Here is a 13434-nt window from a genome sequence, read left to right on the forward strand (position 1 = left end):
GGAGAGAACACATGGGTCGATCACCCTTCCGAATGGCGATGGCCGTCACAGTGGCCGCAGTCGTCATCGGATCCTCGGCAACCGCCAGTTTCGCCAGCGTCGAGGGGGTGACACATCCCGTCCCCGTCGACGGCACGCCAGGGCACTACATCGTCATGATGAAGGCAGATCCGCTCGCCACCTACGAAGGAGACACGAAGGGTCTGCGCGGCACCAAGCCGGCCCCCGGTGACCAGCTCGACGCCCATTCATCCGACTCGCAGAAGTACATCGCACATCTCGCGAACGAGCAGCGCAAGCTCGCACAGGCGGGAGGGATCACACCCGATGCCACGTATCAGGTGACGGTCAACGGCTTCAGCGCCGACCTCACCGGAGAGCAGGTCGATGCGCTGCGCGCTTCGAAGGACGTGCTCGGGGTGTTCCCGGACGAGGTCCGGCATCCTGATGCGCAGACCTCCACCGACTTCCTCGGCCTCGGCGATGACGCCGCAGGCGCGGGCGGAGTCTGGGAGGAGACCGGCGGCGTCGAGCACGCCGGCGAGGGCGTCGTGGTCGGTGTGATCGACACCGGGATCGCGCCGGAGCATCCGTCATTCGCGGGCAGCAAGCTCAAGAAGCAGAAGCAGAGCGGCGCCGAGGCATACAGCGATGGCTCGTACGTGTACTTCGACAAGTCGGACGGCGGTCAGTACCGCGGCGCCATCGTCCAGGGCCAGGACTGGGACAAGCACGACTACTCCACCAAGCTGATCGGCGGACAGTACTTCTCGACGGGCGCCACGGCGGCCGGATTCGACTTCCAGTACGACTACCTCTCACCGCGCGACGGCGACGGCCACGGCTCGCACACCGCCAGCACGGCGGCCGGGGCCTTCGGGGTCGACGCTGCGGTCAGCGGTGTCGGTCTCGGCACGATCTCGGGTGTGGCGCCGGCGGCCAAGGTCGCGGCGTACAAGGCCTGCTACGTCGGTCCGGACCCGGCGGTCACCGACGATGACATCTGCGCGCTCAGCGACCTCATCTCCGCGATCGATCAGGCCGTCGCCGACGGCGTCGACGTGATCAACTACTCGATCGGCGGCGGAGCGGCGACCACCGTGCTCGCGCCGGACGACGTCGCGTTCCTGAACGCGGCTGCCGCAGGAGTGTTCGTCGCGGTCAGCGCCGGCAACGACGGTCCGGACCCCGTCACCACCGACCACGCGTCGCCCTGGTACACGTCTGTCGCGGCATCCACGATCCCGACTTGGGAGGGCACGGTCGTCTTCGACAGCTTCGCTCAGGCCGGAGCATCCGTCTCGGTCCCGTTCGGGGAGACGGTGACCGGCCCGTCGATCTACGCCGCTGATGCAGCGCTCGCGGGTGCGGTGGATCCTCGACTGTGCCTGCCCGGCACGCTCGACCCCGCGAAGGTCACCGGACACATCGTCGTCTGCGATCGCGGCAGCAACGCGCGTGCCGAGAAGTCGCAGGTCGTCAAGGACGCCGGCGGCATCGGCATGGTGCTGGTGAACGTCCCCGGTGAAGCGGACTCGCTCGACAACGACTTCCACGTCGTCCCGACGGTGCACCTCGCTGCCGCGCATCGCGAAGCTGTTCTCGCATACGTCCAGGGCGGCGTCGATCGACCGATCTCGCTGGTCGGCGAGAACACGACGGACCAGGTGACTCCCGTGCCGCAGATCGCCGGGTTCTCCAGCCGTGGCCCCGTGCACGCTGATGGCAGCGACGTCATGAAGCCGGATGTCGCGGCCCCTGGCGTGGCGATCCTCGCTGCGACGAACAACGGCAGCAAGGATGCGCCGACCTTCGGCATCCTGTCCGGAACGTCCATGGCGTCGCCGCACATCGCCGGTCTGGGCGCGCTGTATCTCGGCGAGCGTCCGAACGCGACTCCGGCCGAGGTGAAGTCGGCGATGATGACCACCGCCTACGACACGGTCAACGCCGATGGAACACCGAGTACCGACCCGTTCGCACAGGGTGCGGGGCAGGTCGATCCGACCCGCTTCTTCGAACCGGGGTTGCTGTATCTGAACGGCGTCGCGGATTGGGCGGCGTTCATCGAGGGCAAGGGGTTGGCGGAGTTCGGCGGCGTCGAGCCGATCGACGGCAGCGACCTCAACCTCGCGTCGATCTCGATCGGCACGCTCGCCAGCGCGCAGACGATCACCCGCACGGTGACGTCGACCGAGGCGGGCACGTTCACCGCGAGCGTCGACGTGCCCGGTGTGAACGTGAGTGTCGAACCGTCGACGCTCAGCTTCGGTGCGCCCGGCGAGACGGCGACGTACACCGTCACCTTCGACAACGCGAGCGCTCCGGTCGAGCAGTGGGCGACCGGCTCGCTCACCTGGGCGAGCGAGGCGAACACGGTTCGCACGCCGATCGCGGTGTTCCCGGTGACAGCGGACGCGCCGGCCGAGGTGACAGGAACCGGCGTCGACGGCAGCACGGTCGTCGAGATCACGCCCGGGTTGAATGGCGATCTGCCGCTCAACCTCGCTGGTCTCACACCGTTCCAGCTGCTCACCGACCCCGCCCATCCTGTGGACGGGCATTCGGGCGACGAGGGCTCGGGAGACGCGAACAAGGACGTCTCGTGGGTGATCGACGTTCCGGAGGGCACCACGCTGTCGAGGTTCGATCTCGATTCGTCGGATGACGAGGGCAGCGACCTCGATCTGACGGTGTACCGCGTGGTCGCACCGGACGATCTGCGCTACTACGAGCGGTGGCAGTCGGCGACCGCCTCGGCTGATGAGCAGGTGACGCTTCCGACGCCGACGGCCGGCACGTACCTGATCGTGGCGAATGTCTACTCGACGACGGCGCCGATGACGTGGGATATGACCTACGCCAACGTGTCGCCGGGCGGCGAGGGGGCGCTCGCGGCGACGCCGAACCCGCTCGCTGTGACGCAGGGCGAGGCGACGAGCTACGAGCTCAGCTGGGCCGGCCTGACGGCGGGCACGGAGTACCTCGGCGTCGTGCAGTACGGCGACTCCGACGTGCGGACGATCGTCTCGGTCGACACGAAGTAAACGGATGAGGCGCCGCGCGCTCAGGTGCGCGGCGCCTCATCCCGCGCACGGATGCAGGGCCGATGCACGGATGCAGGGCGAAACCACGGTGTGTCGCGCTGCATCCGTGAAATCGCCCTGCGTCTGTACGAGACGTCAGATGTGCCGTCGCCGCGGTTTCAGTCTCACGTTCGGCAGCTCGGGCGCCGGGATCCGCTCAGCGCCATGGGACACGACGTGACCGAAACGAGCGGTCGCAGCATCCGGAGTCTCCCAGTCGGCACGCGCCTGCGCGATCTCGTCGTGCGTGCGGCCGGCGAAGTTCCACCACATGACCAGGTCTTCCTCGAACGGTTCGCCGCCGAGAACGAATATCAGCGCGCCTTCGGTGCTCGACACCGACACCTGCGCGCGGGAGTCCCCGAGGTAGAGCATCTCGTTGCGCACCAGAGAGAGATCGTCGACCGCCACATCGCCCTCGACCAGCACGATCGCATGCTCCCACGCCTGATCGAGCGGCAGCGCGACGCGGCTCCCGGCGGGCAGTGCGATCTCGGCCCCGACGATCGGTGTGTGCACGGTCGCCGGCGAGCGGGTGCCGGCGAACTCGCCGAGTACGACGGTCGCCGTGGCATCAGGACCCGAGGATGCCGGAAGTGCGACGGTGGGAAGCGACGTGTGCTGCTCGAACCCGCCCGCACCGTCGCGCGCGGACTCCGGCAGCACGACCCAGAGCTGGAGGGCGTCCAGTGGAATCTCCTCTTCGCCGAGGGAGTACTCGGAGTGCGAGATACCGTGTCCGGCCGTCATGAGGTTCAGCTGCCCGCGTGTCAGCGTCACGTCGCTGTCGAGGGAGTCGCGGTGTCGCACATCGCCGACGAGCGGCCAGGTGACAGTCTGCAGACCGATGTGCGGGTGCGGCTCGACGCGCATCTTGACCGGCCCGGGTCCGAAGCGGTCGAGGAAGCACCAGGCGCCGACCGTCGGCAGGTCCTTGTTCGGCAGAGTCCGCAGCACGTTCATCGCGCGCACTCCGCCGAGTGGCACCTCGCGCGGCTCGAGCGAGATGCTGCGCCGGCCGATCATGAGCCTGTGGCATCCGTCGGGTCGGTGGGAAGCTGCGGCCAGCGGATCTCCGCGCCGTCCACCTCATGCGTCTTCAGGTACTTCGCGATGTACGGGCAGTACGGCACGATCGTGTCGCCGGATGCTGCGACATCTGCCAGCGCGTCGGCAGCGAGGATGCTCGCCAGACCCTTGCCCTGGAACGCCGGGTCGACCTCGGTGTGGATGAAGCGGATCTCGCCCGGCCGCTGATCGAACTTCGCGAAACCGGCGAGGGTGTCCCCGATGCGGATCTCGTAGCGAGAGGCGTCGTCGTTGCGGGTGACTGTGGTGTCGTCTGTCATGGCTGCTCCTTCGCTCGTCGCCCCACGTCAGGCGCGTTCGTTATCCCCACCCTAGGACGACGGGCGTCTGCAGGGGTCGTTACGCTGGAGGGATGCCGCAGACATCCCGTGACCCGTACGAGGATCTGCCGTGGGATCCGACCGAGCCCGAGCCCTGGGACGATGCTCCTCCGCCCGAAGAGATGGACTGGGAGCCCAAGGGTGCCGGCTACGAGCCGCCGCTCGACTGGGGCCAGGGTCCGACGACGCCGGTCGCACCGGCATCCGCTCCGGTCGCCCGTCAGGCGACGCCGGCGCGCTACGCGACGGCGCGCGAGGCGCTGCACACCGTCTTCGGCTACGACGCGTTCCGCGGTGACCAGGAGGCGATCGTCGATCACGTGATCGGCGGTGGGGATGCTGTCGTGCTGATGCCGACCGGTGGCGGAAAGAGCGTCACCTACCAGGTGCCGGCGCTCGTACGCGAGGGCACCGGACTCGTGATCAGCCCGCTGATCGCACTCATGCACGATCAGGTCGACGCGCTCCGTGCGAACGGCGTGAACGCGGCGTACCTGAACTCGACGCAGTCGGCATCAGAGCGCTCCGAAGTGGAGCGGGCGTACGTCGCCGGCGAGCTCGACCTCATCTACGTCGCCCCCGAGCGGCTGTCGAGTCGGCAGACGACTGCGCTGCTGCAGCGCGGTGTGATCAGTGTCATCGCGATCGATGAGGCGCACTGCGTGTCGCAGTGGGGCCATGACTTCCGGCCTGACTACCTCGCGCTCGGTGACCTGGGTGAGCGCTTCCCCGGGGTGCCGCGCATGGCGCTCACCGCGACCGCGACCCGCGCCACCCACAAGGAGCTCACCGAGCGCCTGCAACTGGCCACAGCCAAGCACTTCGTCGCGAGCTTCGACCGTCCGAACATCCAGTACCGGATCGTCCCCAAGGTCGACCCTCGCAAGCAGCTGGTGTCGTTCATCCGCTCGATGCCAGACGGCGCGGCGGGCATCGTCTACGCACTGAGTCGGAAGTCGGTCGAGCAGACCGCGACGTATCTCTCGGCCCAGGGGCTCGATGCGCTGCCGTATCACGCGGGCCTTCCCGCCGAGGTGCGGGCGGCGAACCAGTCGCGGTTCCTGCGCGAGGACGGCGTCGTGATGGTCGCGACGATCGCGTTCGGCATGGGGATCGACAAGCCGGACGTGCGATTCGTCGCCCACATCGACCTGCCGAAGTCGGTCGAGGGCTACTACCAGGAGACCGGTCGCGCAGGCCGTGACGGCGAGCCGGCCGTCGGGTGGATGGCGTACGGCCTCGGTGACGTCGTGCAGCAGCGTCGAATGATCGACCAGAGCCCGGGCGACCGCACGTTCAAGATGCGGATGGGCCAGCACCTCGACGCCATGCTCGCGCTGTGCGAGACGGTCGAGTGCCGGCGGCAGAATCTGCTGAACTACTTCGGCCAGGAATCGGGTCCCTGCGGCAACTGCGACACCTGCCTCGAGAAGCCCGAGACGTTCGACGGCCTCGTGCCGGCGCAGAAGCTGCTGTCGACGATCGTGCGTCTGAAGCGCGAGCGCAACCAGGCCTTCGGCGCCGGCCACCTCATCGACATCCTGCGCGGATCCTCGAACGACCGCATCCGCCAGCAGAAGCACGACGGTCTCGCGACCTACGGCATCGGCGCCGAGCTGTCCGATCAGGACTGGCGCAGTGTCGTGCGGCAGCTGCTCGCGCGCGGCATCCTCGTCGCGCAGGGCGACTACGGCACGCTCGCGCCCGGCGACGTGGCCGCGGGGGTGCTGAGCGGTGAGACATCGGTTCCGCTCCGCAAGGACACCATGGGCCGGGTCAGCGCGAGTCGCACGCGCAAGACGTCGGCTGCGTCGGATGCCGTGGCCGAGGGCGACCGTTCGCTGTTCGAAGCCCTGCGGGCGTGGCGTGCCGAGACCGCACGTGAGATCGGGAAGCCGGCCTACATCGTGTTCGGCGATGCGACCCTTCGAGCGCTCGCCGAGATCCGCCCGGGCTCCATGGGCGACCTCGACGGCATCACCGGCATCGGCGAGAAGAAGCGCGAGGCGTACGGCGACGCTGTGCTCGCGGTGGTCGCCGCGAACTGAGGCGTCAGCGAGTCGAAGTCTGCTCGTGCGCGAATTCCTCGGCATGCACGTGCGCGGTGGCGGCCGCTCCGAGCAGCTTCGACACCGGGCAGCGCGCATGCGCGGCGGCGAGCACTCGCTCGGTCTCCGCGGCGTCGGCGCCCTCAGCCGACAGGTATGCGTCGACGTGGAACTCATACCCGGTACCCGTCGACGCATCGTGCAGCTCCACCTCGACGCGCACGGCGGTGCGGGTGCGACGCGCCACGACCGCCTGCGCCGTCGCGTTCAGGCACGTCGCCCAGGCGAGAGCCAGCAGCTGCTCGGGGTTCGTCCCGGAGGGATCGCGGTCAGGATTCAACGGCGATGAGACGGTCACACTCAAGCCATCGGGAACCCCGGCGATGCCGTCTCCGCCGTCGCGATTGATCGCCTCTGTCCGGTACCTCATGCTCATACCTCAACTATAGTTGGACTCAGTACACCAACTCCGGGCGATGAAGCCGCGAGCGAAGAGAGCGGCACGCATCAATGGAAACCACGGGCACGACGATCGTCGAGTTCAGCGACGTCAGCAAGTACTACGGCGACCGCTCCGACCAGCCGCCGGCGCTCGACGGCATCGACCTGAGCATCGAACGCGGCGAGATCTTCGGTGTCATCGGCGAGAGCGGTGCGGGCAAGACGACCCTCCTCGAGCTCGTCAACGGACTCACCACCGCAGACGCAGGCGAAGTGCGCGTCGATGGCACGACGGTTGCCGGGCGCAGTCGCCGAGAGATGCGGATGCTGCGACGCGGCATCGGCGTGGTGTTCCAGGGCATCCACCTGCTCAGCGGCCGAACCGTGCGTCAGAATGTCGCGCTCGGACTTCAGATCAGCCGTCGCGGCGGCGTCAGGCGAACGCATGCCGAAGAGCGCGCGGCAGTGGATGAGATGCTCGCCTTCGTCGGGCTCGCGCATCGGGCCGACCATCACCCCGCCGAACTCAGCGGGGGAGAGAAGCAGCGCGTGGGTCTCGCTCGTGCGCTGGTCACCCGGCCACCCCTGCTTCTCTGCGACGAGCCGACTTCGTCACTGGATGCGAGCACCACCGCCGAGGTGCTCCGCGTGCTGCTGGACGCCCGGGACAAGTTCGGCACCACGATCGTCGTGATCTCCCACGACCTCGAGGTCGTGAAGGCGATCTGCGATCGGGCCCTGCTGCTCGAGAAGGGGCGCATGCGCGAGCTCTTCGCCGTGAAGAAGACCGACCTGCGAACGATCCCCAGCTATCACGAGCAGGTCAAGCGGGAGCTGATGTGATGAGCTGGCTCACCGATCTTCTCGCCGAGTACGGCGAAGACATCGCGGAGGCGCTCGCCGAGACCGGATACATGATGCTCGTGTCCCTGGCGGCAGCCGTGCTGATCGGTCTCCCGCTCGGGATGATCGTGTTCCTCACGCAGCGCGGCGGCATCTCCGAGAACCGACCGATCTGGACGATCGCGAACCTGTACATCAACATCGTCCGCTCCTTCCCGTTCCTGCTGCTCGTGGTCTTCCTCATCCCGTTCACCCGCGCCGTGGTGGGCACGAGCTTCGGCACGCAGGCATCGACGCTGCCGCTGTGCTTCGTCGCAGTGGCCATCTACGCCCGGCTGGTCGAGCAGATCCTCCGGGAGATCCCTCCTGGCATCTCCCGTGTCGCAATGGCCATGGGGGCCACGGTTCCGCAGTCCGTGTTCCGCGTGCTGCTGCCCGAGGCGCGCTCCGGACTCGTCTATGCCCTCACCTCCGCTGCGATCAGCCTGCTGTCGTACTCGACCGTGCTCGGCGTCGTAGGCGGCGGCGGCATCGGCGACTTCGCGATGCGCTACGGCTACCAGGAGTACAACGACGCACTCATGTACATCACGATCGCCATCATCGTCGTCTGCGTGCTGGTGATCCAGGCGGTCGGTCATCGCGCCTCCGAGCGGCTCGACCATCGCTGAGCGCCGAATCCGCGTCAGCGAGAACGTTCCACATAAGAAAGAAGGACCCATGAGAACCGCACGTATAGGCATCCTCGCCGTCGGCATCGGAGCCACCCTGGTGCTGGCCGGATGCGCGTCGGGTGAGTCGTCCGGAGGTTCGGATGCCGCAGCATCCGAACCAGTCGTCCTGAAGATCGCCGCCGTCACGGCACCCATGACGGATGTCGTGGAGGCGGCCGGCGAGGCCATCGAAGACGGCTACGAGATCGAGCTCGTCGAGGTCTCGGACTACATCACGGCCAACACGATCGTGAACGACGGCGACGCCTACGCGAACTTCTCACAGCACGAGCCGTACATGCAGGAGTTCAACGCCGCGAACGACGCCGCCCTGGTGGCAGTGCAGCCGGTCTACAACTTCGTGATCGCGTTCTACTCGAAGACGCTCGACGACATCGCGGATCTGCCCGACGGCGCCACGATCGCAGTCCCGAATGACTCGTCCAACCTCGCCCGTGCTCTCAAGCTCCTCGACGCGGAGGGCGTCATCACCCTCGACCCTGATGTCGACCCCTACGCATCCAGTCTTGACGACATCGAAGGGAACCCGAAGAACGTCGAGTTCCTCGAGGTGCCGATCGCGTCGCTGAACTCGGCGTACGAGGAGGCCGACCTCGTCTTCCAGTGGCCTTCGCACATCGCAGCCCTCGGCCTCAATCCCGAGGATGACGGCCTCATCACCGAGCTCGACGGTCGGTTCGCGCTGCACGTCGCGGTCCGTGAAGAGGATGCCGACAGCAAGGCGACCGAGGCGCTCAAGGCCGCGTTCTCCAGCGACGAGGTGCGCGAGGTCATCGAGTCGAACGGCACGATCGAGACCGCGTTCTGAGCGGAGCGTGTGAGATGAAAGGAGGAAAGCGTCGGCGAGGCTCGATCGAGGCCGACACTTTCCTCCTTTGACGCCGGACGTTCTCCTCGACGCGGGAAGTCGCGGGGCTGTGGCCTCGCGACAACTCGACCCGACCGCATGGCGCCGGCGCGTTGGAGGTTGCGTACACAGCGCTTGGTCACCCGTTGGAGGACTCCTACGGTTGAAGCATCCTTACTTCTCTCTGAGGGGAACCCCAATGGTCGACGCCGCCGTCCGTCCCGCAACGACATCCCGTGATGGCGATGCTCCTCGCATCGACGTCGAGCGGGTGAACGATCTTCTGCTCGGCACCTGGGCCGACACGCGCCGCACCGCGCGCGAGATGATCAAGGATCCTGCGTTCTGGCGGATCGACGAACTCGGCAAGGACGAGCACCGAGAGCGGGTTCTCAGTCAGCTGCACCTGCTGGTCGAGAACAAGGCAGTGCACCGTGCCTTCCCGAAGGAGTTCGGCGGTGAGGACAACAACGGCGCCAACATCTCCGGATTCGAAGAGCTCGTCGCAGCCGACCCGAGCCTGCAGATCAAGGCCGGCGTGCAGTGGGGACTGTTCGGCTCGGCGATCCTGCAGCTGGGCACCGAGGACCACCACAGGAAGTGGCTGCCCGGTGTCATGGACCTGAGCATCCCAGGAGCCTTCGCGATGACCGAGATCGGGCACGGCTCCGACGTCGCAGCCGCGGGGACGACAGCGACGTACGACCCTGAGACCGAGGAGTTCGTGATCAACACGCCGTTCCGCGGCGCGACGAAGGAGTACCTCGGCAACGCCGCTCTGCACGGCGTCGCGGCAACTGTGTTCGCACAGCTGATCACGAACGGCGTCAGCCACGGTGTGCACTGCTTCTACGTGCCGCTCCGCGGGGAGGACGGCAAGGACCTGCCCGGGATCGGCCGCGAGGACGACGGCCTGAAGGGCGGGCTGAACGGAATCGACAACGGCCGCCTCTCTTTCGATCACGTGCGCGTCCCTCGTGCGAACCTGCTGAACAAGTACGGCGACGTCGCACCGGACGGCACGTACACGAGCCCGATCGACAGCCCCGGTCGCCGCTTCTTCACGATGCTCGGCACGCTGGTGCAGGGCCGTGTGTCACTTGACGGCGCGGCATCCTGGGGCTCAGCCCTCGGCCTGTACATCGCGATCACCTACGCCACCCAGCGCCGCCAGTTCGACGGAGCCGACGGGCAGGAGGTCGTGCTGCTCGACTACGGCAAGCACCAGCGCCGCCTGCTGCCGCGCCTGGCCACCACGTATGCGCAGATCTTCGCGCACGACGAGTTCCTGCAGAAGTTCGACGGAGTGTTCTCGGGCCGCACCGACACACCGGACGACCGCGAAGACCTCGAGACCCTCGCGGCGGCGCTCAAGCCGCTGTCGACATGGCACGCCCTCGACACGCTGCAGGAGGCGCGCGAGGCCTGCGGCGGCGCCGGCTACATGTTCGAGAACCGTCTGGTCGGCCTTCGTCAGGACCTCGACATCTACGTCACCTTCGAGGGCGACAACAACATCCTGCTGCAGCTGGTGGGCAAGCGCCTGCTGACGGATTTCGCGGGGCAGTTCAAGGACAAGGATGCCGCGGCTCTCGCGAAGTACGCGGTCGGACAGACCGCCGGCAAGGTGTTCCACGGCGCCGGCCTTCGTCGCTTCGGACAGAACATCGCCGACTTCGGCTCGACGGCGCGCTCGGTCGAGAACGGTCTTCGTGCCGAGCAGCAGCACGAGCTGCTGGCTGATCGTGTGCAGCAGATGGTCGCCGACATCGCCGGTCGCCTGCGCCCGGCCGGCAAGGACAAGGTGCTCGGCGAGAAGCTCTTCAACGAGAACCAGGCCGATCTCATCGAGGCGGCCCGCGCGCATGGCGAACTGCTGCAGTGGGAAGCGTTCACGGATGCCGTCAACAGCATTCCGGATGCCGACACGAAGCAGGTGCTCACCTGGCTGCGCGATCTGTTCGGGCTGCAGCTCATCGAGAAGCACCTCGCATGGCACATCATCAACGGCCGCCTGTCGACGCAGCGCGCCGCCGCAGTGTCGAGCTACATCGATCGGCTCTGCCTTCGGCTGCGTCCGCACGCGCTCGACCTGGTGAACGCCTTCGGCTACGAGCCGGAGCACGTGCGCGCTCCTATCGCCAGCGGTGCGGAGAAAGATCGTCAGGACGAGGCGCGGGCGTACTACGCCGACCTCGCCGCATCCGGTCAGGCGCCCATCTCGGAGAAGCTTCTGAAGAAGGCCGCCAAGAAGGACTGACTTCAGCACACCTGCACGACGCGGGTGCAGATGCGCGACGACCGAGCCGAACACGTCGTGCATTCGTGCCCCGGTCGTGCAACTCGTCCTTGGCCCGTAGTCAGGGGGCAGGCGGTGCCGGCGGCGCGGCAGGAGGCGCCGGCGGCGCTGCGATCGGTGGAGCCGGCGGATAGGTCCACTGAGGCGGAACAGGGTGCTGCCCGACCGGATAGGCGCCGTGATCGGCAACGGGAAAGGCTGCCGGGTTCCGGCGCCCACGACGCGAGATGATCAGCAGCACCGCGGTGAAAGCGAGCTGCGCCACGGCGACCGCGGTCGCGACTCCCACCATGACCATCGGTGTCCCGGACCGGAGCAGAGCCATTGGCACGATGCCGTGGAAGAGGGGTGTGCCCATCGTGGTGACGAACAGCAGCGAGATCAGAAGCAGGAAGAGCGCCGGGATCACGAGCGCCCAAGGCGACCACCCGCTGGCACCGATCCCGGCGACGGTGAATGCGACACCGACGATCAGTGCGAGTACGACCATGGGATTGATCGAGGTGTCGAAGGTCCTCACCGCGCTCATCTGACCCTCGCCGTTGCCCCAGACCAGCAGCCATCCCCCGACCGCCAGCAGCACGGGGGCCGCGACGAACCCTCCGACGACGAAGCCTGCGCTGACGCGGCGTGTGCTCCGGCGGATCAGCATGAGCGTCAGGCCCATGGCCCCGAGAACCGTGCACACGAGGAGGGGGAGTCCGTAGTAGAGCCCGTCGACCCACGCCCGAGGAAGGAACGGCGGCGCGCTGACGAGCACTTCGAGCATGAGCCCCGGCACGACGGCGAGCACCAGCGCCGCGAGTCCGAGTACACCGGCGGCGATGAGGCCGGCAGAGCTCCACAGCCCGGTCGCGACGACGCCGACGAGGAGCAGGAGCCCGAGAATCTGGAGCGCGATCGGACCCGCGAACTCCGTGAGGTCGACACCCGTGTAGCCGAACATCGTGAAGAGCCGGTATGCCTCGATGCCCCCGGCCGAGATGATGCCCAGAGCGATCGGCGTGACGATCACGCCGATCAGAGCAGTGATGATCCTGGCCGTCCACGATGATCGTTGCACCACGGCATCCCCCCGATTGTCGAGTGCCCAGGCTATCGGCGACGCGCTCGTCGCGAAACCCATGTCGCAGGCATTGCCTACGCTGGTGCCATGACCTCCCTCCTCACCGGTGCTGACGGGCGCGCTCGCTGCGCATGGATCGGAACGGATGCTGAATACGCCAGATATCACGACGAGGAGTGGGGCGTGCCGCTTCACGGCGACCGCGCGCTCTTCGAGAAGATGGCGCTCGAAGGTTTCCAAGCGGGGCTCAGCTGGATCACCATCCTGCGCAAGCGACCGCGGTTCCGGGAGGTCTTCGCCGGGTTCGCCCCCGAGACGGTCGCCGCCTTCGACGACGACGACGTCGAGCGTCTGATGGCGGATGCCGGGATCATCCGCAATCGTGCCAAGATCCTTGCCACGATCGGCAACGCGCGTCTTGTGACCGAGATGACGCCGGGCGAGCTCGATGAGCTGATGTGGTCGTTCGCGCCGGCGGCGGGTATCCGCCCGCGCTCCTTCGCCGACGTGCCCGCGGTGACGGACGAATCGACGGCGATGAGCAAGGCGCTCCGCAAGCGAGGGTTCCGGTTCGTCGGCGCCACGACGATGTACGCGCTCATGCAGTCGGCCGGCATGGTCGACGATCACATCGAGGGGTGCTGGCGCGTCACCTGATCAG

General features: G+C 67.4%; 11 protein-coding genes. 7 read left to right on the forward strand and 4 right to left on the reverse strand.

The window, feature by feature from the left end; all coding sequences use genetic code 11:
* The first annotated feature begins 11 nt into the window (after positions 1-11).
* Entirely contained in the window at positions 12-3047 is a 3036-nt protein-coding gene (locus QFZ46_RS11055) for a S8 family serine peptidase (RefSeq protein ID WP_307361323.1), read from the forward strand.
* 135 nt (positions 3048-3182) lie between these two features.
* Here the strand turns inward: QFZ46_RS11055 and QFZ46_RS11060 are convergent, their stop codons facing one another.
* Positions 3183-4112, reverse strand: coding sequence for a pirin family protein (locus tag QFZ46_RS11060; RefSeq protein WP_307361325.1), 930 nt, complete (start codon positions 4110-4112; stop codon positions 3183-3185).
* Complete coding sequence (locus tag QFZ46_RS11065) at positions 4109-4435, reverse strand: GNAT family N-acetyltransferase (protein WP_307361328.1); 327 nt, start codon at positions 4433-4435, stop codon at positions 4109-4111. The genes QFZ46_RS11060 and QFZ46_RS11065 overlap by 4 nt, the downstream gene beginning before the upstream one ends.
* A 92-nt stretch (positions 4436-4527) precedes the next feature.
* Between QFZ46_RS11065 and recQ the strand changes: the two genes are divergently transcribed.
* A complete protein-coding gene (recQ, locus tag QFZ46_RS11070) occupies positions 4528-6543 on the forward strand; it encodes a DNA helicase RecQ (RefSeq protein WP_307361330.1) in 2016 nt (671 codons plus the stop codon).
* 4 nt (positions 6544-6547) lie between these two features.
* On the opposite strand, the gene QFZ46_RS11075 is transcribed toward recQ, so the two are convergent.
* Positions 6548-6979: an OsmC family protein gene (locus tag QFZ46_RS11075; RefSeq protein ID WP_307361335.1), complete on the reverse strand. Its 432-nt coding sequence runs from the start codon at positions 6977-6979 to the stop codon at positions 6548-6550.
* A gap of 74 nt (positions 6980-7053) precedes the next feature.
* Between QFZ46_RS11075 and QFZ46_RS11080 the strand changes: the two genes are divergently transcribed.
* From QFZ46_RS11080 to QFZ46_RS11095, 4 genes are all read left to right on the forward strand, one after another.
* Complete coding sequence (locus QFZ46_RS11080; RefSeq protein ID WP_307361339.1) at positions 7054-7827, forward strand: methionine ABC transporter ATP-binding protein; 774 nt, start codon at positions 7054-7056, stop codon at positions 7825-7827.
* A complete protein-coding gene (locus QFZ46_RS11085) occupies positions 7827-8498 on the forward strand; it encodes a methionine ABC transporter permease (RefSeq protein WP_307361342.1) in 672 nt (223 codons plus the stop codon). Before QFZ46_RS11080 ends, QFZ46_RS11085 begins: the two co-directional genes overlap by 1 nt.
* Before the next feature lie 49 nt (positions 8499-8547).
* Complete coding sequence (locus QFZ46_RS11090) at positions 8548-9369, forward strand: MetQ/NlpA family ABC transporter substrate-binding protein (protein WP_307361344.1); 822 nt, start codon at positions 8548-8550, stop codon at positions 9367-9369.
* Positions 9370-9607: 238 nt separating this feature from the next.
* Positions 9608-11668, forward strand: a complete 2061-nt coding sequence (locus QFZ46_RS11095) for an acyl-CoA dehydrogenase family protein (RefSeq protein ID WP_307361347.1) — start codon at positions 9608-9610, stop codon at positions 11666-11668.
* A gap of 100 nt (positions 11669-11768) precedes the next feature.
* Here QFZ46_RS11095 and QFZ46_RS11100 read toward each other — a convergent pair whose 3' ends face one another.
* Positions 11769-12770: a hypothetical protein gene (locus QFZ46_RS11100; RefSeq protein ID WP_307361350.1), complete on the reverse strand. Its 1002-nt coding sequence runs from the start codon at positions 12768-12770 to the stop codon at positions 11769-11771.
* Between the two features lie 90 nt (positions 12771-12860).
* On the opposite strand from QFZ46_RS11100, the gene QFZ46_RS11105 reads away from it, so the two are divergent.
* Complete coding sequence (locus QFZ46_RS11105; RefSeq protein ID WP_307361351.1) at positions 12861-13430, forward strand: DNA-3-methyladenine glycosylase I; 570 nt, start codon at positions 12861-12863, stop codon at positions 13428-13430.
* The last annotated feature ends 4 nt before the right edge of the window (positions 13431-13434 follow it).

The organism is Microbacterium murale, from assembly GCF_030815955.1.
In the GTDB taxonomy this organism is placed as follows: domain Bacteria; phylum Actinomycetota; class Actinomycetes; order Actinomycetales; family Microbacteriaceae; genus Microbacterium; species Microbacterium murale_A.

Coding starts and splice junctions, on each gene's coding strand:
- QFZ46_RS11060 (WP_307361325.1), bottom strand. CDS start 4,112: ATGATCGGCCGGCGCAGCATCTCGCTCGAGCCGCGCGAGGTGCCACTC.
- QFZ46_RS11105 (WP_307361351.1), top strand. CDS start 12,861: ATGACCTCCCTCCTCACCGGTGCTGACGGGCGCGCTCGCTGCGCATGG.
- QFZ46_RS11080 (WP_307361339.1), top strand. CDS start 7,054: ATGGAAACCACGGGCACGACGATCGTCGAGTTCAGCGACGTCAGCAAG.
- recQ (WP_307361330.1), top strand. CDS start 4,528: ATGCCGCAGACATCCCGTGACCCGTACGAGGATCTGCCGTGGGATCCG.
- QFZ46_RS11095 (WP_307361347.1), top strand. CDS start 9,608: ATGGTCGACGCCGCCGTCCGTCCCGCAACGACATCCCGTGATGGCGAT.
- QFZ46_RS11075 (WP_307361335.1), bottom strand. CDS start 6,979: ATGAGCATGAGGTACCGGACAGAGGCGATCAATCGCGACGGCGGAGAC.
- QFZ46_RS11055 (WP_307361323.1), top strand. CDS start 12: ATGGGTCGATCACCCTTCCGAATGGCGATGGCCGTCACAGTGGCCGCA.
- QFZ46_RS11065 (WP_307361328.1), bottom strand. CDS start 4,435: ATGACAGACGACACCACAGTCACCCGCAACGACGACGCCTCTCGCTAC.
- QFZ46_RS11090 (WP_307361344.1), top strand. CDS start 8,548: ATGAGAACCGCACGTATAGGCATCCTCGCCGTCGGCATCGGAGCCACC.
- QFZ46_RS11085 (WP_307361342.1), top strand. CDS start 7,827: ATGAGCTGGCTCACCGATCTTCTCGCCGAGTACGGCGAAGACATCGCG.